This is a genomic window from Lysinibacillus sp. NPDC058147 (genome assembly GCF_042884205.1).
GTDB lineage: Bacteria > Bacillota > Bacilli > Bacillales_A > Planococcaceae > Lysinibacillus.
The window spans coordinates 30,336-48,009 of sequence record NZ_JBHVUJ010000002.1 but is presented as its reverse complement, the minus strand read 5'-3'; the positions used below and the strand labels follow the sequence as shown (position 1 = coordinate 48,009).

The window sequence follows — 17,674 nt, the reverse complement described above, 5'->3', positions numbered from 1 at the left end:
TCTTCTTTCTTATCACTCCCTTTCTTTTTTACATTCCCGTGTTTTCTCCATAGAACGCTCAAGCATTCTAATTCACCCCATTATTATTTTATTAATTAAAAAACGAGCGCTGAGCCGCTTCATTGTTGTCGATTTCGTACATGATAATAACTCTATATTTTTCCATTCAATATGCCTGATAATATAGAAAAGTTAAATTTTTAAAACTCGAATCAAGTATACAACATTAATTCAAAAGTTTAAAATTATTAAATATTAGAAAAAAACAGAAAGATAGAGGATACAGGAAAATGGATAAGCGATTACAACACATCATCACATTAAGAGAGAATGGTCGATTGGAAGAAGCGAATCAATTAATGGTGGCTCTAGTTAATGAAGAGCCTGAAAATGGATACTACCAATTTCAATGTGCCTGGACATATGATTCATTAGGAAAAGAACAAGAGGCTGTCCCCCACTATGAAAAAGCGATTCAATTAGGGCTTAAACCAGAATTTTTAGTAGATGCTTATTTAGGATTAGGTAGCACCTATCGTACATTAGGGCAATATGAACAGTCGAAACGTATTCTTGAACAAGCTCTAAGTGAGTTTCCAGAAGCCGAACATGTAAAGGTTTTTTATGCGATGACTCTTTACAATCTTAGGGAACACTCAAAGGCTATGGAAACTTTATTAAATACAGTAATTCACACTACTAATCATAAAGGCATAAAAAATTATAGCAAAGCCATTAAGTTTTACAGTGATAAGCTAGATCAAACTTGGGAATAACACTATAAAAGATCAGGCTCCTATTTTTGAACCTGATCTTTTCATATTTCTAAATAAATCTAAAACCCCATTAAACTATATAACTTTGAGTTTCTTGATAAATTCAATTTTGTAAAAAAAGGTCATCATTGAAATGACCTTATATATTCCAAGCTATTTATGCTGTGAAGATTTTATTTTGAAAGAATCTATGATAAAATAAGAACATGCATTCCCTCTCTCTTGATTTTCTTAACGGGAATTTTTTGTTCTGATAATAAATTGGGTGCGAGAATATATATTGCAATATATATTCTAATGTCGGATAATCTGTTGTTTTTACAGCATTGAAAAACAAATTGGTATGAGATTGATTGGAGTGTAGAATGAGCTACTCCTTAGGATCAGCGTCATAGTTGAGCCTTAGAAACGAGTAGAGAAACAGAAGGCTCATCGACCGCCCAAGGAAAACACTCAGTCGGAACGGAAATCCCCCGTTATTTGAGGATACTAAACTCAATAACTTTCTTTTTCCAACGTTTATATTCTACTAACTCTAAAAAACCATAAGTTATTATCATTGATAAAATAGGGACAACATAGTACTTCGGAGGTCCAAATATAAAAATAACAACAATGAAACCTGCAATATAAAGCGCAGTATTTAAAAGATATGATTTTTTTCGATATTTAAATAAAGTGTTACCTTATCCATTACATTTCCTTTCACAACAAACATACTCACTAATATTTTTTGTTCTTTTTCTTGAACTATTCTGCTCCTTATTCAACTAAAGTGATTGCTTTAATTAATTAATTAATTAATTAATTAATCGCACCTTTTAATTGAATAAGAGATATTTTTTTAGATTGTTTCCAAAATCTCTTTTGCGATTTCATCAAGTTCTTCTGCGAGTTCATTATTTGTAGGTGTTTCAGCCACTCTTGTTAAATACTCTCTAAACTGAACTTTTGACTCTACTGGCAATTTTGTAACTAAAAAATGTAAAATAAACCACTTCCAGTTATCATCATCTAAAGATAAAACATCTTGCACATGTGGGACAATATCTTCTGGAAAAGTTAAAAGTAATTCTAATATGCTTGGTGCCACCGGCCAATTCATATCTTGAATCCATTCGAGGAGGTTAGGCAATAAAGGCAATATTTTATCTCTATCCATTTTTTTAATCATTTCTACTCTATCATGATCATGCTTATGTCTTGGCAAAAGATCTTCAAAGTTTTCCATATGAATCCCTCCCATAGATTTTTAAGCGATCGTCCCCTTTAGTTGCACCAGACTTTTTACTATTCCTTTACTTCAATTAAGCCTTCATCATCACCAACTATTTCAAGCACAGGCTTTTCAAATGCTTTTAAAACTGTGCTTAATGTCCACTCTAAGTCTTCTTTACTCCCACCAGTAAGAACATCTTTCCCCCAAATCCATGAAGCAGGTACATCGTTTTCGTAATATACCTCACATATTTCATTTCTCTCCTTCAAAATTTTCAGTGTAAAGCTTCACATTCTTAGATACTTATTTCTTCCAACCTACGGCTATATCGTTGGATGGGAAATCAATTACCAATTTAATTTGGGGTGAATAAATATATCTGTCCCATTTTCTAACTTCTTCAACTCTATGTATAATTTTAATCAGTTTTGTTTTAATAACATGCTGATAATTAAGGTCAATAATATAGCATATTTCATTATTTATTTTATGATTTTTAATTACTAGCTCTGCTAATGCACCTTCATAGTCAACAAAGTGAGAAAATATAGTTTTGTAAAACATCAATGTCCATTCAACCCCGCTACTACAAAATGGAAATTCTTCAAATAATTCATCCGTGATTTTTTTTGAATCTTCTTTTGATAATATCTCTACCTCAGAATCAGTATTCGGAAATAACTCATTAAATTCCTCTAAAACAGTTTCGTATTCTCTTTTTTCCTCTTCTTTTATTCGTTTTTGTTTTTGCTTGTCTAGCAACTCTTTTAAACGTTCTTTTTTACCCTCCATCATATTCACCCTAACTATTTTCTGAGTATTTTATCAATTCCACCTTTCTCTACTAAGCGTCGTTTGTTCAATATAGAAAAAAGAGCTGCATATGCAATTCAATGATCTTTAATTAACGTTACCATTTAGTTGAATAAGGTACTTACTTTATAATATTAATTAACATAATGAGAAATATAATAAACAAGAAAACTATATGTATCCACGCTATACATTTTATGAATGATGCCGCCAAACTATCTTTCGTAAACCATAGTGAAGAACAATAGAAAAAAATAAAAGACTGATTATTCCACTAAGGGTACTACCATCTACAAATAGTAAAACTGCATTTATCAATACAACTATAATAAATATAATGACATATACCTTATATAACTTTTCTTCGTCTCTCGTGTTGGAATTGATACATTACCCTTGTACCCCCTCAATATACTTTCTTCACCTACCCTGTACCGTTAGCACAGCAAGAAAAAAGATGCTGCTGCTGCAACACCTTGTTTAACTCTCGCACCTTTAGTTCAACAATATTTTTTCTTTATTATTCCAATTGAAGTTTCATCAATACCAGTAATATTGGAAATTGATTTTAATCCAATCCTCTTGCTTGGTTGTTCGTAAAAAAACGTCTTCACTTGTTGGAGAAACGCCCCGCTCTAATTTCTTTCCATAGAATACATTACCTATTAAATCTTAACAATGTATTGACTTATTTTATATATGTAATTTTTTCCTCTCTACTTAACTACCTCGTTCGAGTAAAGAAAAAAGAGCTACATATGCAACTCCATGATTTTAATTAACGCACTCCGTTAGTTTAATATACTATTTGTTTAATCTCTCTCATTGGTATGTAGAAAATGAACTTGTCACAATTCGAGGCTGTATGGCTGTGCTCCTTGGGTAACTTCTGCTGGTGAAGGAAAAATCGGTTGGGTATATCGCCCAGATTTAGCTGAGGCAGCTGCGAATGTTTTGGTAGCTGATGGTCACGAAAATAAAATTTATGAATTTTCTGGTGAAAATTTAACACAACAGCAATTTGTTAATACTTTAAATGAAGTATATTCGCTGATTTTATGATACTTATCATAAAAATTTCTTTGTTCGATTAACATCTATTTCAATAACCCAGCATCCAAATTTGGTCCATAATATCACCTTCACATATATATTTACCCTATTTTTTATCTTTTCTTATTGATATAAATTGCACAGTTAGTCCAATAAAAAAAGAGCTGCCAAAGCAACTCAATGTTCTTTTAGTAAAGCATCTCAAAAGTATTTTAAATTTTATGTTCTTTAATTAATGTTATAAAATTGCTCGATAAATAGTGAGTAATCTGCATCTAGATTTTCTTTGTTTTCGACGATGATTTTACCTTCATATAATGATTCACCTGTACGTAAATCACCGATAATGAACAAATGACCGTCAGAAACACGATCGACTAAATATAGTTTACCATCTGTAATCTGTAAAAAAGGTTTTTCTTCATCATTTGTAATGTTTGGATATTTAAAGTTTAAAGGCTCCTCCCACTGTTTCATTTCAATATTATAACGGTTCAGCTCTAATCTATTAGCTGAATGAACAGGAATGAATATATCTGTTCCATTTAGAAAAATTGACTTCATATATGGTTTTAATTCGGCTGGAATTGTCCATTCCTTCACTTCATTATTGAGATAGTTATAAAGATACATTTTACTAAAGATCGTTTCACGCTCACCATTTTCTAGTTGATTGTATTTTTCAATCATATATAATAAATAATTTTCATTTTGTACATTTTTAAAGTCATTAAATATATGGATGCTGGCCTTGCCTATCTCTTCTGACTCTTTTTTTGTAAGTATGGAGTCATGTTCTAATTCCTTTTTGTTTTCATCAACCGTATATATATGCAGCTCTTCCTCACCATTGAGATAGCTAGTTCCTAAAATCTTTATTTTTCCATTCTCTACATAGACATCTCTCTCATTGATCCAGTCATATCTCACTTGGTCTGGCATATTGATTTCAAATGAAGAACTGTCCTTTGTATGTTTATCAAGTGTTTCGATTTGAAGAGTGAACAAATTTCCTCGGCCCTCTTTTCGACCATTACTTTGAAAAGTGGTGTAAATCAAACGGTCTTCGTCTTCAAAATACTGACCAGGATTTAATTCTTTTCCACGCATAAAACTACGGTGTTCTTCAATATATTTTTGAAACATCAAAGGGTTATTTCGTCCTATCAACTCTCCAATGAAAGACCTGCTCTGATTAGTCGAACTATCCTTTGATATATGCAACCCTCGAATAATATCACCGCTCTGATAATTTGCTTGAATAATAAGATTTTCGATTTCTCCCTTATTTCCGCTAGTTGTTTCTATTTTAAAGGATACACCCTTTGCCATTGCCTGTTGAATATAATAAGTACCAATTGTCATCACGATGATTAAACTAATCAATATCGTTTTCCAATATTTTTTCATTGTCATTCCCCCCTTAGACCCTGATTTTATATTTTAGCAAATGATTCGCGATCCAAATAGCACTGCCTAATACGATGATGCTCATTACCAGTTCCATTAGAAAGACTTCAAGTGCGTAAAAATAGCCACTATCAAATTCATTCACTAGTATTGGTACAAAAAGGACTCCGAACGAAAGCATTCCATAAACGATTGCGAAAAAAATGCCTTTTAAACCGTAACTTCGTTCAATTAAAATGGCTGTGAATAGAACTGCTACAAGGATTAGCCCGACTCCATAAATCAGGATAAATTCTGTAAAAGTTTTCGGATACAGCCAGCGCCACATTTTTAAACTATAAATATCATAAAATGAAAAATGCGATTGTAAATCTGTTGGTATAATACTATTAAAAATTTGTATTTCGATCGGGAATAACAATATTTGCAAAGTTACCAAACCAAGTACCAACAGCATAATAGTCGTCAATTTTGCGAGATAAATAGTAATTCTTTCAGTTGGCAACATTAATAATCTGTAAATAAACGTATTTTTTCCAAACCAATCTCGATACCAAATAAAGAAAACATAAATCACCAACATGGCGATGCTAAAAAAGATTGGCATCAGAAACCAACCAGACTCAATGAAATGATAATAAGGAGAAACCCCGTATTCCTTAATATATTGGCTCATTGATAGTTGATTTTTATACATCACTTGATCTGCGTTATTCATATATTCTTTTGACACAACAATCGCCCCAATGAACTGACTGACGATTATCAATCCTATTAAAGTTAGGTACAATTTGAAAAATCGATTTACTTCGAAATTAAGAAGTTTGAAAAAGTTTTTCATCCACGATACACCTCTCTCATGACATCAACGACTGATTTCCTTTCCTTTTCACGTACTTCCTCTACGCTAAACTCCTTTATTACTTCTCCGTTATCAATAAGCACCGCTCTATCAATCAAGTGTTCAATATCACTAATTTCATGGGTTGTGATAATCACACCACGATCTTCAATTAAGTGGCTTGTAAACACTTCGGAAATCTGTTCACGAGAGAAAATATCAATACCAGAAAATGGTTCATCCATCAGTAAGTAATCCACATTCAGTGCCAAACCTAATATCATATTGACTTTAGCCATATTCCCCTTTGATAAATTGGCAATTCGTTCAGTAGGGTCTAGTTTAAAAAATTGCAGCAACTCCTCTGCCCTTTGAGAATCCCAGTTTTTATAAAAATCGGCCATGAACTCAAAGGCATCACAAATTTTCATTTGCGGCAACATCGTAATTGTATCTGGAATAAAGGTAACTTTTTCAAAGCTTTCTTTCCGGATTTTTTCTCCATCAATCAAAATTTCACCGCTATTTATAGGAGTGAGTGCCATAATAGCTTTCATGATTGTCGTCTTACCTACTCCGTTTATACCGATTAAACAAGTAATTTCACCTTTTTCAGCAGTAAAAGAAAGTCCTTTTAATACCTGTTTCCTGCCGTATTTTTTCATGACATTCTTTACTTCGATCATTTCGATTCCTCCGCTTCTCCGCTGTCGGCATCATGCTTTTTCTTCACTAGTTCCAACACTTCAGATAACGGCACATCGATGGATTTAATAGAACCTAAAAATAAGTCAACTGCTTCGATAATCAATTCCTCGCGGACACTTTTAAGGACCGCTTCATCTTTAGTAATGCAGCTAGGCATATTCCCCTCAGTAAAAATCAATCCTTGTTCCTCCATTTCCTTATAAGCCCGTTGTGCGGTATTTGGGTTAATCTTCAGTTGATTAGCTAGTTCTCTTCTTGACGGAATCTCCTGACCAGGTTCAAAATACCCCTTGGCGATTTGCTCTTTAAAATGTCGGATAACCTGGACATAAACTGGATCCCGATTATTAAACTTTACAGTCAATTAACTCAACTCCCAGAGAATCATATTTTCGTGTATTAAGCACTTAATACAGATTGAGCATAATGGTGGGCTAAGTACTTTAAAAAATGAACCACCCAATTTATTATTTAGCCATTACTCCGCTAATCGGTCTTGGTGTATTAACAACTTCATACACCTTTCTTAAAAAAAAGCAAAAGTGTATTAAGCACACAATACACTCTTCGTAATGTATTATATGCTTAATACACTTTTTATGTCAATCAAATACATGGAAATAAATCCCTGTATCCAAAAAAAGAAAACTAGTTGTACTTTCTACGTTCGTTTAAGTAGAAAAACTCAATGAGCTGCATGCTATTTGACATCTTAATTTCGTTGACAGCAAAGTTTTTAACAACGTGAAATAACGGCTGCTTTACAAGCAACCGTTATTTTTAACATGGTTTATAGTGCCTTGGACGCCTGATGAATTAGTGCAGCTACCATTTTATCCATTTGTGCAAAACGATCGTCTTTTGTTTGACCATTGACGTATCGATAATAGATTTGCTGACATATTACTGCTAATTTAAAGTAGGCAAATGTAATATAATAATCGATAGTTGAAACATCACGCCCACTTTTCTCTGCATAGCGGTTAATGAATTCCTGCCGTGTATAAAACCCTGGTAAAGTCGTTATTGGTGGTTCTCCAAATGCGTAGAGCAGCATTTTGGGATCATCTGCATGCATCCAATAGCTCATAGCTACCCCTAAATCCGCTAATGGGTCCCCTACAGTTGTCATCTCCAAATCAAAAAGACCAATCATCTCAGAATAATCGCTTGAAAACATAGCGTTATTAAGCTTGTAGTCGTAATGGATGATAGCTGCTTCGCCATTAGAAGGTACATGATCCTTTAACCATTTTGTCAACGCGGCTACTTCAGCATGCTCTGCCGTTTTTGCTTTGTCATAGCGCTCAATCCACCCATGTACTTGCCGTTCCATAAATCCTTCTGGCTTCACCATATCCTTTAGTTGCGTTTCCTTATATGGTATTGCATGAAGAGCTACAAGTGAATCAACCATCTTTTCAGAAATGAGACGTCCTAACTCTTCCGTATTTTCAGTGCCAGATGGGAAATGAGTATCAAGTACGATCCCCTTTTTGCGTTCCATTAAGAAGAAATCACTGCCGATAATATCTCGATTGTCAACGTACACATAAGGTTTAGGTACAGCATTTAAAAATGGATGTAATGCAGATATAATCGTAAACTCACGTTTCATATCATGCGCTTTCTTAGCGACTGGTCCATGTGGAGGTCGACGAAGAACAACTTCAAAATCGCCTACTTTTAGGCAATAAGTCAAATTTGAATGTCCAGCACTAAACTGTGAAATCTCTAGCTTCCCCTCTGGTAATTCCGGAAATTGGCTCTTTAAAAATGACTGTAATTTCACTTCATCAATACGTTCACTTGCCCTTACTTGTATCGTATCCATTGTACCCCTCCCTTAAACGATTGAGCTCATACCGCCATCTACAACGATGACATCCCCCGTAATATAATCTGAGGCAGCTGCGGCTAAAAATAATGCAACACCTTTTAGGTCATTTTCAGTTCCTAACCGTTTTAACGGCGTCGCTCCCATCAAATAATCTTGTCCGCGCTCAATTAAAACTTTTGACATTTTTGTTGGGAAAAATCCTGGGGCAATCGCATTCACGTTGACACCATGTGGCCCCCATTTTACAGCTAAATCTTTTGTTAAAGTGATAACCGCACCTTTACTAGCGTTATAGCCAATTGTATCCATGAACTCAGGTAATGTACCACCAAGTCCTGCAACCGAAGCGATGTTGATAATTTTTCCGCTCTTTTGTTCTAGCATTATTTTACCAACAGCTTGCGTCATTAAAAATGTACCATTGACGTTAACATCGAAGACTTTTTGCCAAGCCTCATATGGCATTTCAACAGCAGGAGTACCCCAAGACGCCCCACTGTTATTGACTAAAATATCAATCTTGCCGAATGTTTCAAGCGTTTTTGATACTACGTTTGCTATATCCTCTGGCTTTGTCACATCACAGGCAAGAGCTAATGTTTGCACGCCTAATTTAGCTAATTCTGCGGCTACTTCTTCGCATGCCTCGACCTTTCTTGAGCACAGGACAATGTTGGCACCTGCTTCAGCAAAGCCTTGCGCAATTTGGGCTCCAAGACCGCGCCCTCCACCTGTTACGATGGCAGTTTTCCCTTTTAAGCTAAATAAATCAAGTACCGTCATTTCACCAGCTCCTCTTGTTTTTTAGCATGCTTTTTCAGCTCCAACTTGGCAACCGTGTTACGATGCACTTCATCCGGTCCATCAGCTAATCGTAATGTTCGAGAATTTGCCCATTGTGCCGCAAGCGTCGTATCAGGCCCTACCCCAGCAGCGCCGAATGCTTGAATAGCTCGGTCAATAACTCGCAATGCCATATTTGGCGCTACTACTTTAATCATCGCAATTTCTGCTTTTGCCTCTTTATTTCCTACTGTGTCCATCATGTACGCTGCCTTTAGCGTTAATAGTCTTGCCTGCTCAATATCGATCCGGGACTCCGCAATACGCTCACGCATGACACCTTGATCTGCGAGTGGTCGATGGAAAGCGTGTCGCTCCTGAACACGCACACACATTTCCTCTAAGGCACGTTCAGCTGCTCCAATAAGACGCATACAATGATGGATACGACCTGGTCCTAAACGACCTTGCGCAATCGCGAAGCCTTTTCCTTCTCCCCACAAAATATTTTCAACTGGTACTCGAACATTAGTAAACGTCACCTCACCGTGTCCTTCTGGTGCGTGATCATAACCAAATGCCGTAAGCATACGCTCTATTTTCACTCCAGGTGTATCCATCGGCACTAAAATCATCGACTGTTGCTCGTGGATAGGTGCTGTAGAATCTTTATGTTTCCCCATAAAAATAGCAATTTTACAGCGAGGATCACCCGCTCCTGTCGTCCACCACTTATGTCCATTTAAAATATAATAATCGCCATCCCGTTCAATACTTGCCTCGATATTTGTTGCATCACTTGACGCGACTGCAGGTTCAGTCATTGCAAAGCAAGAACGTATCTCTCCACGTAATAACGGCTCTAGCCACTGTTTTTTCTGCTGTTCTGAGCCGTAACGCACAAGCACCTCCATATTTCCTGTATCTGGTGCATTACAATTAAACACTTCAGGAGCAAGTAAAGAGCGTCCCATGATTTCACATAAAGGCGCATATTCTAAATTCGTCAAACCTGCACCATATTCGCTATCTGGCAAAAATAAATTCCACAAGCCCGCTTCTTTTGCCTTGTGCTTTAATTCCTCCATAATTGGCGGGATCGCTCCCCAACGATCTTCCATTGCCTCCACCTGTGCAGCAAACACTGCCTCATTTGGATAAATGTATTGCTCCATAAAATTTGTCAGCTTCTCTTGTAGTTCGACTACTTTTTCACTATAAGAAAAATTCATAAAAAAGCCCCCCTTTATTTGAACACCAAAATGACAAATGAATGAATATTCATTTTTATTCTTACATTAAATGTTACCGCTATATTTCTTGTAAATCAATGTCTATTAAACAAAAATTTGAATTATAGAGAAAATTCATACTTAAGACAGTGTTTTAGCTGATAGAAAATCTCATGACGATAAAAAAATACAAATCAAAACACTATTTTGCCATAATATGTATCTTCAAATCAGAATAGCGTCTTTTTCATAATGTGTGGTTGATTTCCGTTCCGACTGAGCGCTTTTATCGCTGCCGCTTCGCTTTCGCGCAGAAAACATTTGTTGTTGCTGTCGCTTCACTTTCGCACAGATAAAACATTTGCTACCGCTACGTTAGCACTACGCTTTCGCACAGAGCAAAGCTTCCTGGGGGCGTCCAGTCGAAACGGAAATCAACTTTTATAAATGGTATACGTTTTAACAAAAGTCATCCAAAATTTTGGGTAATGAACCACTTCATTAGAATTGGTAAATTAGGTAAAGAAACAATTCGTAGCATAAAAAAGAGTAACTTCTAATTCAAAGAAGTTACTCTACTCAATCAAATTAATCTTTAATTTTATTTTTGTATCCATTAGCTAACTTCATAGCGAAGAACTGAGGAATTAAATTTAAGACACTCACAATTACTAATAGTTGAGAAGGTGAAAAGGGTTTAAAATATCCGGCATCCCATCCTATTCCTAGCTTATCTTCCATCCTACCGATAAAGTGAAAAGAACTAACAACCGATATAATATTACCGATAATAAAAGGAAATGAGTTGCACAGAATTTTCTCCAAAAAAGCAAGAAGTGAAGTCACTACAAGCATCATTAAGTAGCCGAGCATTGATCGGTTAGCAAAATCTTGGTACATCGAAAAATAAACAAAAGGAAAACTGTATATACAAACGATTAGAATACCAATTACTATTTTTCTCATATTGTCTCCTCTCTTGTATATTGATAATTTACGTAAAAAACTTGGACAGTCGAATTTTTAACATACCCCTATAATGCGATTGCTTTTTTCAATTTTGTTCGTTTAAGCTTGCTTTACATATTCTAAAGTATTTTGCCTATCTCCATAATATCAGTAAGCAATTCGTGAATAGCTAAAGGTAAATGACGATTTTTTAAGTACACCAAATAAACATTTCGACGTAAATTGGGGCAATCTATTTCTTTTTGCACAATAGTTTTAGCTGTAGGACCTTTTAAATAGTTTTCAGGTAGAATGGTAACCCCTAAATTTTCACGCACGAGAGACACAGCCGTCTCAAAACGTTCAATTTCAAATTGGATATTAATGTCCTTTCCAGCCTTTTCAAATGCATCTAGAATGTCATGTCTCGTTTGAAAGCCCTCCGTACTAATAATAAAAGGCTCTTCACTTAAATCAGCGATCGTTAGCTTCTCTTTCTTCGCTAATGGGTGATTTATTGGTAAAACGGCTACAAGTCGCTCTTCATATAAGCATTTAACTTCGAGATCTTCATCATCCATTATCTGATTTGTAATAATTAAATGTGTTTTATAGCCCTTGAGCGATTTTTCGACACGCTTACTTCCTAAAATATCTACTAGATGAATCATCATTTGTGGATACTCTTTTTTATACTCCGTAATGACTTTTGGGAGCCAATGCTTAATCGATTCCATCACGCCTATCGTTATTTCGCTTGTGCCACGCACAATTACCTCATCCATTTCTATTTTTAAAACTTCCATGTTTTTCAATATAACGTTTGCTCGTTCATATAAAAGCTCGCCTGCTTCTGTTAATTGAAGATTTCTTGTATTCCTTTCAAGTAAAGGTGAGCCAATTTCTTGCTCTAATTTTTTAATAGCATTACTTAGAGACGGCTGAGAAATATGCAGTTTTTCAGCTGCCTTCGAGAAATTCATTTGCTCCACAACTGCTAAAAAATATTGTAATTGTTTAAAATCCACAGCAACATCCCTCCACATTTATAGTTTTAAGCTATAGATTAATATTAATTATATATTAGCAATAATAATTATGTGAATATATAATTTATTCATAACAATATTTTCACTAGAATAATATTGGAAATGGAGTTGATGAAGATATGTATACAATGACAGATCAAAAACAATGGAAAGGCCGTATAGATTCAACTACTAATACGAGTAGTTTCCGTTTACATCAAAAAGTGAAAAGAATTCCTATTAATGATGTAAGCGCTTCAGATAATCAACTTGCCGGGATTGTGGGCTTTATATGTGATGAAGGTGTACGTCGTAATCAGGGGCGTATAGGGGCAGCAAGTGCTCCTAATGCTCTACGTGAATCATTATCTAGCTTACCTTGGACATTTAATGATGAACAGCAAATTATAGATGTTGGTAACGTTCTTTGTCTTAATCACGCTTTAGAAGAGGCACAGCGTGAACTCGGCGAAATTGTCAAAACATTGCTAAATAAAAAAATACAATGTGTCGTTCTTGGAGGTGGCCATGAAACACTATACGGACACTATTTAGGCGTTCGTTCAGCGTTACCTAAAGATGCGAAAATCGGGATCGTCAATATTGACGCTCATTTTGATTTACGACCATACGATGAGCAACCATCATCTGGTACAATGTTCCGTCAGATTTTAGAACAGGATGCACATGCCGATTATTTTGTTTTAGGCATACAACGTTTCGGCAATACAAAAGAGCTTTTTGATAAAGCCGATGAGTTGCACGTGAATTATGTGTTAGAAGACAATATGACGCCAGAAAATAATGCGCAAATTATGCAGGATCTTCAGCAATTTATGGATAATCATGATTATATTCTCTTAACGCTCTGTATGGATGTACTAAATGCTGCATTTGCACCGGGTGTTAGTGCCCCATCACCGTTTGGACTAGATCCCAAAACTGTACGCATGATAATTCAACAAGTAACTTCGCATCCAAATACACATTCTTTTGATATTTGTGAGGTAAATCCTTCACTAGATGAGAATGGGCGCACAGTTAAACTAGGAGCTTATTTTGTTTATGAAGCACTAAATCACTTACTTAGGAGACAAGGTACATGATCGAAATTAATCAAATTACAACAGTATTTCTAGCAGTTGCACTATTCGCATTGGGCGGTTGGCTCATCAATAAAATCGGTTTTTTAAAGCGTTTTTGTATACCAGCACCTGTTGTTGGTGGCTTACTATTCGCCGCATTGGCGACTATTCTAAAGACAACTGGCGTATTAGAAATTTCGCTAGATACGTCATTACAAAGCTTATTTATGATCACTTTCTTTACAACAATTGGTTTAGGAGCAAGCTTTAAACTTGTGAAGCTTGGTGGAAAATTATTAATTATTTATTGGTTGGCTTGTGGTTTCCTAGCATTAATGCAAAATGTTATTGGTGTATCTCTTGCATCGCTAATGGGGATTCATCCATTAATCGGTATGATGGCTGGTGCTGTTTCTATGGAAGGTGGCCATGGTGCCGCTGCAGCATTTGGACAAACTTTAGAAGACTTGGGTATTTCATCAGCCATGACAATCGGTGCGGCTGCGGCTACATGTGGTTTAGTAGCTGGTGGCTTAATCGGTGGTCCTATTGTAAAGTACTTAGTTGGCAAATATAATTTAACGCCAGATGAACAAGAAACGGATGAAGTTGATTTTGAAAATAAACATGAACAAATTACATCCGACTCCTTCTTTACACAAGTATTATTAATTACATTCTGTATGGCTGTAGGTACATATGTTGGAACATTATTTTCAGAAGCGACTGGCTTCGTACTACCTGGCTATGTTGGTTCAATGTTTGTCGCTGTACTAGTGCGCAATATTATGGATAAAGTAAAACCTGAAGCGATTAACATGAAAAGCATTTCTTTAATCGGCGATGTGACTTTAGGTGTTTTCCTATCAATGGCACTTATGAGTATTAAATTATGGGAAATTGCTGATTTAGCACTTCCACTATTCATCATTGTTTTCGCACAAGTATTCTTCATTGTCTTATTTAGTACTTTTGTATTGTTTAAGATTCTTGGAAAAAATTACGATGCTGCGGTTATGGTTGCCGGTTTTGCCGGACACGGTTTAGGAGCAACGCCAAATGCGATGGCCAATATGTCAGCAGTTGTGCAACGCTTTGGTCCATCTAAAAAAGCATTTCTTGTAGTACCCATTGTCGGGGCGTTTTTAATCGACGTATTCGGTATTCCAATTATTATTACGACTATCAATTTATTTAAATAATAAAGATGCCGTGCAATTGTCATGATTAGACAGTTGCACGGCCTTATTTTATTGCCTTATAGTTTATTGTAATATTTCACTAACAGTTACAAATTCGTAGCCTTGCTTTTGCAAGTAAAGCATTACGTTTTCCAAACCATTTGCTGTATTTTGATGAATATCATGCATTAAAATAATGCTGCCATCTTTCACTGACGCTTTCACATACGTTAATATTTTCTCAGCATTGCGATGCTTCCAATCTAGCGTATCGATTGACCATAGAATTGAAGGCATCGTCATGCCAGAACGAACTTTATCATTCGTTGCACCATATGGCGGGCGGAAAACCGTTGGATACTGTCCAATCGCTGCATAAATTGCATTGTTAGTTTTATCAACCTCTTGTTTAACATTTGCTGCCGATAAGGCTGTTAACTTTGCATGGTCCCATGTATGATTGCCAATTTCATGACCAGCATCATAAATTTGCTTTACGACTGCTGAATTTTTAGAGACATTTTGCCCAACCATAAAAAATGTAGCCTTTGCATCATATTTCTTTAAAATCGCTAAAACTTGTGGGGTAACTTTTGCATCTGGCCCATCATCAAATGTTAGAGCCACACGCTTCTTTTTCCCTTTCGCTACTGGTACACCTTTATTGTATACTTTGTTATCTGTTATTTGGATATTTGCCAGGTCTGAAGCTTTAACATAGCCCTTTTGTTCACCTGCTTCTACATAGGCCCAGCCTGCTAGCGTTGTATATTGCTGAACCTCTGTTTTATTGGCAAGCGTACCGATAACCTCGCCACTTGGGCTAGCAGTTAAACGAAGCACAGCGCCATTAGCAGCATTTACTCGTTTCTTTGTCGCAACAGGTTTCTTTAAAGAATTCGTTGCAACATAACCTGTTTGATGACCATATTGGGCAAATGACCAACCTCCAGGTGCTGATCCATATACAAAGATAATACTATTTTCGTAAATCTGTCCCACTTTTTGTGCACTTGGACTTGGATATGTAAATAAAGTTGTTCCATCTTTTTTCGTCACTACATATTTTTCAGATATAAGGCTTACTAATGCTGCCGTTTCTACATATCCCTCTAGCTGTTGAACCTTAATTTGAGTCCATTCCTCATTTACTAGTGTAGCTGTTACATAACTACCCTTCGCTATTTGACCGATTACGGCACTTTCTACGGAAGGTTCTACATAAACTGTTGTGTCATTTGCTACTGATTGAATAACTGATGTTCCCCCAGCATTTGCAGAAGTATTACCAACAAACACAAAACTGATTAAAAAAGTCAAAATAATAGCATAGGGTAAAAGTTTTTTCATTGTTCTACACCGCCCTTTTCATCACAGATGTCTTTTCTCATATGTTTTTTCCATAAAAGTATAGGATTCGACTCTAATTATAGATTAATAAATTATTCCAGGAAATAGTAGGAATCAACTAGTTTTTGTAATTTATAATTTTTGTATTACGGTTTTTATAGTTAGGATGAACGGCATATTATCAAATTGTTTATCGATATTTTTCTAAAATCATTTTCGCTTTTCTTCATCAAAAATCACCCATGGTAGAGCTGGCATTAGATGATGAAAACAATTGGCACGTAATACCTCTGATGAACACATTTCCTTAATTCAATATTTGACCCATAATATGATTATGTTCTTTTCGATTTTATTAACAATTTCGTTTTCAGTAATATCATAGATATAGTTGAGAAAATTTCAGTTAGCCGTTTTGGTCGGCTTAATACAACACAAAACGCACGTGTAATTAATCCGTCACCTAAAAGAACAAACTATACGATTTTAAAGCCTGTCTAGACCGAGGCATGATAATTGTCTTGGTTTTTATTTATGAGTGAAAAATAGACCAAATGTTGATTTTAAATAAAGTTATGTAGAGAATACAGATGTTTAATCTTATAGTAGAAAAACGCATTACACCGTCCTTAAATGTGGACGGTGTAAAAGTAAAGATGTTTTAATTCTTTGAACAATTACTGAATAAGAACTCCTAGAAATAACAATAAAGTCGTTTAAAACCCAATCATTCATAGAAGGTAAACGAACCAGATACTTACGACAATAAACCAAATGTTGATTGACAACAGGAACACTCGCTCACAAATCCCAAAGATAAATCTCAACGGCTTGAACATCGTTACAATAACAGCCGCAAGCGATATAGAAGAAATCATGGTTATGATGTAAAAAAACAGATTTAGATTTTGAAAGCCTTCTAGTAATTTTAAATGACTTCCTCCACGATCAATGACCATATAGGAAAAAGCGAACGCAAGAATAGCAAATAAGTAATGGAGTTTTCCTTGAACCGTAAGTTTCTCTCCTTCTAGGTCAGTTGGAAAGAATAACATGAGGATACGGGAGATGACCATTAGAATGATTAAAATCGGAATGGACGCGGATATGGAGAAGCGATCTTTTACATTCAACAACACGATAGAAAGTGACAATGCCCCTAAATTGCTGAACCAAGCGTAAAATAAAAATAAATTTTTTGTAGCACCTACACCGTAATCACTAACAGCATGTCGAATAGGATGATAGCCTGTTTTCTTAAAGTGAAGTATGAGAAAAAAAATGAAATAACTCAAAAAGAACAATACGGCCACAATCGACAGAATTTTCTCGATGGACAATTTCATACCTCCCAAAGTTTATCAGATTCAGTTCCCCAACAGTTCTTTCCCCGTTTGTTGAATAGCA

The 17,674-nt window shown here is 35.5% G+C and carries 17 protein-coding genes and 1 pseudogene; 4 read left to right on the top strand and 14 right to left on the bottom strand.

Going from position 1 to position 17,674, the window contains the following annotated elements:
* Window positions 1-290: 290 nt before the first annotated feature.
* The gene (locus tag ACFVT8_RS05525) at window positions 291-776 is read left to right on the top strand and encodes a tetratricopeptide repeat protein (RefSeq protein WP_387082606.1); all 486 of its coding nucleotides are present in this window, start codon (window positions 291-293) and stop codon (window positions 774-776) included.
* Window positions 777-1,620: 844 nt separating this feature from the next.
* On the opposite strand, the gene ACFVT8_RS05520 is transcribed toward ACFVT8_RS05525, so the two are convergent.
* Genes ACFVT8_RS05520 through ACFVT8_RS05510 form a run of 3 tightly spaced genes read right to left on the bottom strand, consistent with a single transcriptional unit; the run spans window position 1,621 to window position 2,787 of the window.
* Entirely contained in the window at window positions 1,621-2,007 is a 387-nt protein-coding gene (locus ACFVT8_RS05520; RefSeq protein ID WP_387082605.1) for a DUF5071 domain-containing protein, read from the bottom strand.
* Between the two features lie 59 nt (window positions 2,008-2,066).
* Window positions 2,067-2,264 (bottom strand): hypothetical protein, encoded by a 198-nt coding sequence (locus ACFVT8_RS05515; RefSeq protein WP_387082604.1) that lies wholly within the window; start codon window positions 2,262-2,264, stop codon window positions 2,067-2,069.
* Between the two features lie 34 nt (window positions 2,265-2,298).
* Window positions 2,299-2,787, bottom strand: a complete 489-nt coding sequence (locus ACFVT8_RS05510) for a CDI toxin immunity protein (RefSeq protein WP_387082603.1) — start codon at window positions 2,785-2,787, stop codon at window positions 2,299-2,301.
* An 844-nt stretch (window positions 2,788-3,631) separates the two neighbouring features.
* On the opposite strand from ACFVT8_RS05510, the pseudogene ACFVT8_RS05505 reads away from it, so the two are divergent.
* A pseudogene (locus ACFVT8_RS05505) lies at window positions 3,632-3,852 on the top strand (SDR family NAD(P)-dependent oxidoreductase); the annotation flags it as partial.
* Window positions 3,853-4,089: 237 nt separating this feature from the next.
* Here the strand turns inward: ACFVT8_RS05505 and ACFVT8_RS05500 are convergent.
* The 9 genes from ACFVT8_RS05500 to ACFVT8_RS05460 all read right to left on the bottom strand — a co-directional run bounded on the left by ACFVT8_RS05500 (window position 4,090) and on the right by ACFVT8_RS05460 (window position 12,651).
* On the bottom strand, window positions 4,090-5,271 hold the full coding sequence (locus ACFVT8_RS05500) for a hypothetical protein (RefSeq protein WP_387082602.1): 1,182 nt from the start codon (window positions 5,269-5,271) through the stop codon (window positions 4,090-4,092).
* A gap of 13 nt (window positions 5,272-5,284) precedes the next feature.
* Window positions 5,285-6,004: a hypothetical protein gene (locus ACFVT8_RS05495; protein ID WP_387082601.1), complete on the bottom strand. Its 720-nt coding sequence runs from the start codon at window positions 6,002-6,004 to the stop codon at window positions 5,285-5,287.
* A 104-nt stretch (window positions 6,005-6,108) separates the two neighbouring features.
* Complete coding sequence (locus tag ACFVT8_RS05490) at window positions 6,109-6,798, bottom strand: ABC transporter ATP-binding protein (protein ID WP_387082600.1); 690 nt, start codon at window positions 6,796-6,798, stop codon at window positions 6,109-6,111.
* The gene (locus tag ACFVT8_RS05485) at window positions 6,795-7,184 is read right to left on the bottom strand and encodes a GntR family transcriptional regulator (RefSeq protein WP_387082599.1); all 390 of its coding nucleotides are present in this window, start codon (window positions 7,182-7,184) and stop codon (window positions 6,795-6,797) included. Before ACFVT8_RS05485 ends, ACFVT8_RS05490 begins: the two co-directional genes overlap by 4 nt.
* A gap of 426 nt (window positions 7,185-7,610) precedes the next feature.
* Complete coding sequence (locus ACFVT8_RS05480) at window positions 7,611-8,654, bottom strand: phosphotransferase family protein (protein ID WP_387082598.1); 1,044 nt, start codon at window positions 8,652-8,654, stop codon at window positions 7,611-7,613.
* 12 nt (window positions 8,655-8,666) lie between these two features.
* The gene (locus tag ACFVT8_RS05475; RefSeq protein WP_387082597.1) at window positions 8,667-9,443 is read right to left on the bottom strand and encodes an SDR family oxidoreductase; all 777 of its coding nucleotides are present in this window, start codon (window positions 9,441-9,443) and stop codon (window positions 8,667-8,669) included.
* Window positions 9,440-10,675 carry an acyl-CoA dehydrogenase family protein gene (locus ACFVT8_RS05470; RefSeq protein WP_387082596.1) on the bottom strand — a complete coding sequence of 412 codons (1,236 nt, stop codon included), beginning with the start codon at window positions 10,673-10,675 and terminating at the stop codon, window positions 9,440-9,442. The genes ACFVT8_RS05475 and ACFVT8_RS05470 overlap by 4 nt, the downstream gene beginning before the upstream one ends.
* 588 nt (window positions 10,676-11,263) lie before the next feature.
* Window positions 11,264-11,641 (bottom strand): hypothetical protein, encoded by a 378-nt coding sequence (locus ACFVT8_RS05465; protein WP_387082595.1) that lies wholly within the window; start codon window positions 11,639-11,641, stop codon window positions 11,264-11,266.
* Between the two features lie 122 nt (window positions 11,642-11,763).
* Window positions 11,764-12,651 (bottom strand): LysR family transcriptional regulator, encoded by an 888-nt coding sequence (locus tag ACFVT8_RS05460; RefSeq protein WP_387082594.1) that lies wholly within the window; start codon window positions 12,649-12,651, stop codon window positions 11,764-11,766.
* A gap of 140 nt (window positions 12,652-12,791) precedes the next feature.
* Between ACFVT8_RS05460 and hutG the strand changes: the two genes are divergently transcribed.
* Both hutG and gltS read left to right on the top strand, forming a co-directional pair.
* On the top strand, window positions 12,792-13,757 hold the full coding sequence (gene hutG, locus ACFVT8_RS05455) for a formimidoylglutamase (RefSeq protein WP_387082593.1): 966 nt from the start codon (window positions 12,792-12,794) through the stop codon (window positions 13,755-13,757).
* Window positions 13,754-14,938 carry a sodium/glutamate symporter gene (gene gltS, locus ACFVT8_RS05450; protein ID WP_387082592.1) on the top strand — a complete coding sequence of 395 codons (1,185 nt, stop codon included), beginning with the start codon at window positions 13,754-13,756 and terminating at the stop codon, window positions 14,936-14,938. Before hutG ends, gltS begins: the two co-directional genes overlap by 4 nt.
* A 63-nt stretch (window positions 14,939-15,001) precedes the next feature.
* Here gltS and ACFVT8_RS05445 read toward each other — a convergent pair whose 3' ends face one another.
* Both ACFVT8_RS05445 and ACFVT8_RS05440 read right to left on the bottom strand, forming a co-directional pair.
* Window positions 15,002-16,267, bottom strand: coding sequence for a polysaccharide deacetylase family protein (locus tag ACFVT8_RS05445; RefSeq protein ID WP_387082591.1), 1,266 nt, complete (start codon window positions 16,265-16,267; stop codon window positions 15,002-15,004).
* 731 nt (window positions 16,268-16,998) lie between these two features.
* Window positions 16,999-17,613 (bottom strand): DUF998 domain-containing protein, encoded by a 615-nt coding sequence (locus ACFVT8_RS05440; protein ID WP_387082590.1) that lies wholly within the window; start codon window positions 17,611-17,613, stop codon window positions 16,999-17,001.
* Between the last annotated feature and the right edge of the window lie 61 nt (window positions 17,614-17,674).

Excerpts from the sequence above, each read along its gene's own strand:
- ACFVT8_RS05525 (WP_387082606.1), top strand. The coding sequence starts at position 291 with ATGGATAAGCGATTACAACACATCATCACATTAAGAGAGAATGGTCGA.
- ACFVT8_RS05520 (WP_387082605.1), bottom strand. The coding sequence starts at position 2,007 with ATGGAAAACTTTGAAGATCTTTTGCCAAGACATAAGCATGATCATGAT.
- ACFVT8_RS05510 (WP_387082603.1), bottom strand. The coding sequence starts at position 2,787 with ATGGAGGGTAAAAAAGAACGTTTAAAAGAGTTGCTAGACAAGCAAAAA.
- ACFVT8_RS05500 (WP_387082602.1), bottom strand. The coding sequence starts at position 5,271 with ATGAAAAAATATTGGAAAACGATATTGATTAGTTTAATCATCGTGATG.
- ACFVT8_RS05490 (WP_387082600.1), bottom strand. The coding sequence starts at position 6,798 with ATGATCGAAGTAAAGAATGTCATGAAAAAATACGGCAGGAAACAGGTA.
- ACFVT8_RS05480 (WP_387082598.1), bottom strand. The coding sequence starts at position 8,654 with ATGGATACGATACAAGTAAGGGCAAGTGAACGTATTGATGAAGTGAAA.
- ACFVT8_RS05475 (WP_387082597.1), bottom strand. The coding sequence starts at position 9,443 with ATGACGGTACTTGATTTATTTAGCTTAAAAGGGAAAACTGCCATCGTA.
- ACFVT8_RS05470 (WP_387082596.1), bottom strand. The coding sequence starts at position 10,675 with ATGAATTTTTCTTATAGTGAAAAAGTAGTCGAACTACAAGAGAAGCTG.
- ACFVT8_RS05465 (WP_387082595.1), bottom strand. The coding sequence starts at position 11,641 with ATGAGAAAAATAGTAATTGGTATTCTAATCGTTTGTATATACAGTTTT.
- hutG (WP_387082593.1), top strand. The coding sequence starts at position 12,792 with ATGTATACAATGACAGATCAAAAACAATGGAAAGGCCGTATAGATTCA.
- gltS (WP_387082592.1), top strand. The coding sequence starts at position 13,754 with ATGATCGAAATTAATCAAATTACAACAGTATTTCTAGCAGTTGCACTA.
- ACFVT8_RS05445 (WP_387082591.1), bottom strand. The coding sequence starts at position 16,267 with ATGAAAAAACTTTTACCCTATGCTATTATTTTGACTTTTTTAATCAGT.
- ACFVT8_RS05440 (WP_387082590.1), bottom strand. The coding sequence starts at position 17,613 with ATGAAATTGTCCATCGAGAAAATTCTGTCGATTGTGGCCGTATTGTTC.